1 rRNA gene is annotated in these 2,628 nt (G+C 53.2%); it reads left to right on the forward strand.

The features are described from left to right. Nucleotides 1-2,551 (forward strand): 23S ribosomal RNA (locus tag K5Y32_RS24745); the annotation flags it as partial. Nucleotides 2,552-2,628 lie beyond the last annotated feature (77 nt).

A 2,628-nucleotide genomic window follows, 5' to 3' on the forward strand; every position in this document is an offset into this window, starting at 1 on the left:
ATTGTGAGTTCGAAGAGTAGGGCGGGACACGTGGTATCCTGTCTGAATATGGGGGGACCATCCTCCAAGGCTAAATACTCCTGACTGACCGATAGTGAACCAGTACCGTGAGGGAAAGGCGAAAAGAACCCCGGCGAGGGGAGTGAAACAGAACCTGAAACCGTGTACGTACAAGCAGTGGGAGCCTCTTTTATGGGGTGACTGCGTACCTTTTGTATAATGGGTCAGCGACTTATATTCTGTAGCAAGGTTAACCGTATAGGGGAGCCGCAGGGAAACCGAGTCTTAACTGGGCGTTAAGTTGCAGGGTATAGACCCGAAACCCGGTGATCTAGCCATGGGCAGGTTGAAGGTTGGGTAACACTAACTGGAGGACCGAACCGACTAATGTTGAAAAATTAGCGGATGACTTGTGGCTGGGGGTGAAAGGCCAATCAAACCGGGAGATAGCTGGTTCTCCCCGAAAGCTATTTAGGTAGCGCCTCGTGAACTCATCTTCGGGGGTAGAGCACTGTTTCGGCTAGGGGGCCATCCCGGCTTACCAACCCGATGCAAACTGCGAATACCGGAGAATGTTATCACGGGAGACACACGGCGGGTGCTAACGTCCGTCGTGAAGAGGGAAACAACCCAGACCGCCAGCTAAGGTCCCAAAGTCATGGTTAAGTGGGAAACGATGTGGGAAGGCACAGACAGCCAGGATGTTGGCTTAGAAGCAGCCATCATTTAAAGAAAGCGTAATAGCTCACTGGTCGAGTCGGCCTGCGCGGAAGATGTAACGGGGCTAAACCATGCACCGAAGCTGCGGCAGCGACACTATGTGTTGTTGGGTAGGGGAGCGTTCTGTAAGCCGTTGAAGGTGTGCTGTGAGGCATGCTGGAGGTATCAGAAGTGCGAATGCTGACATAAGTAACGATAAAGCGGGTGAAAAGCCCGCTCGCCGGAAGACCAAGGGTTCCTGTTCAACGTTAATCGGAGCAGGGTGAGTCGACCCCTAAGGCGAGGCTGAAAAGCGTAGTCGATGGGAAGCAGGTTAATATTCCTGCACTTGGTGTTACTGCGAAGGGGGGACGGAGAAGGCTAGGTTATCCGGGCGACGGTTGTCCCGGTTTAAGCGTGTAGGCTGATATCTTTGGTAAATCCGGGATATCTTAAGGCTGAGGCGTGACGACGAGCCACCACGGTGGTGAAGTAACTGATGCCCTGCTTCCAGGAAAAGCCTCTAAGCTCCAGGTAACACGAAATCGTACCCCAAACCGACACAGGTGGTCAGGTAGAGAATACCAAGGCGCTTGAGAGAACTCGGGTGAAGGAACTAGGCAAAATGGTGCCGTAACTTCGGGAGAAGGCACGCTGTCGGTAGGTGAAGTCCCTCGCGGATGGAGCTGAAGGCAGTCGAAGATACCAGCTGGCTGCAACTGTTTATTAAAAACACAGCACTGTGCAAACACGAAAGTGGACGTATACGGTGTGACGCCTGCCCGGTGCCGGAAGGTTAATTGATGGGGTTATCCGCAAGGAGAAGCTCTTGATCGAAGCCCCGGTAAACGGCGGCCGTAACTATAACGGTCCTAAGGTAGCGAAATTCCTTGTCGGGTAAGTTCCGACCTGCACGAATGGCGTAATGATGGCCAGGCTGTCTCCACCCGAGACTCAGTGAAATTGAAATCGCTGTGAAGATGCAGTGTACCCGCGGCAAGACGGAAAGACCCCGTGAACCTTTACTATAGCTTGACACTGAACATTGAGCCTTGATGTGTAGGATAGGTGGGAGGCTTTGAAGCGTGGACGCCAGTCTGCGTGGAGCCAACCTTGAAATACCACCCTTTAATGTTTGATGTTCTAACGTAGGCCCGTAATCCGGGCTGCGGACAGTGTCTGGTGGGTAGTTTGACTGGGGCGGTCTCCTCCCAAAGAGTAACGGAGGAGCACGAAGGTTGGCTAATCCTGGTCGGACATCAGGAGGTTAGTGCAATGGCATAAGCCAGCTTGACTGCGAGAGTGACGGCTCGAGCAGGTGCGAAAGCAGGTCATAGTGATCCGGTGGTTCTGAATGGAAGGGCCATCGCTCAACGGATAAAAGGTACTCCGGGGATAACAGGCTGATACCGCCCAAGAGTTCATATCGACGGCGGTGTTTGGCACCTCGATGTCGGCTCATCACATCCTGGGGCTGAAGTAGGTCCCAAGGGTACGGCTGTTCGCCGTTTAAAGTGGTACGCGAGCTGGGTTTAGAACGTCGTGAGACAGTTCGGTCCCTATCTGCCGTGGGCGCTGGAGAATTGAGGGGGGTTGCTCCTAGTACGAGAGGACCGGAGTGAACGCACCACTGGTGTTCGGGTTGTCATGCCAATGGCACTGCCCGGTAGCTAAGTGCGGAAAAGATAAGTGCTGAAAGCATCTAAGCACGAAACTTGCCCCGAGATGAGTTCTCCCTGACTCCTTGAGAGTCCTGAAGGGACGTTGAAGACTACGACGTTGATAGGCCGGATGTGTAAGCGCAGCGATGCGTTGAGCTAACCGGTACTAATGACCCGTGAGGCTTAACCTTACAACGCCAGAGGCGTTTTGGTCTGAGAGACCGGATTTTCAGCTTGTTTTACGGATTAAAGATTTAGCGGAAGCGAA

This window comes from Pantoea sp. DY-15 (genome assembly GCF_019795935.1).
Taxonomy (GTDB): domain Bacteria; phylum Pseudomonadota; class Gammaproteobacteria; order Enterobacterales; family Enterobacteriaceae; genus Pantoea; species Pantoea leporis.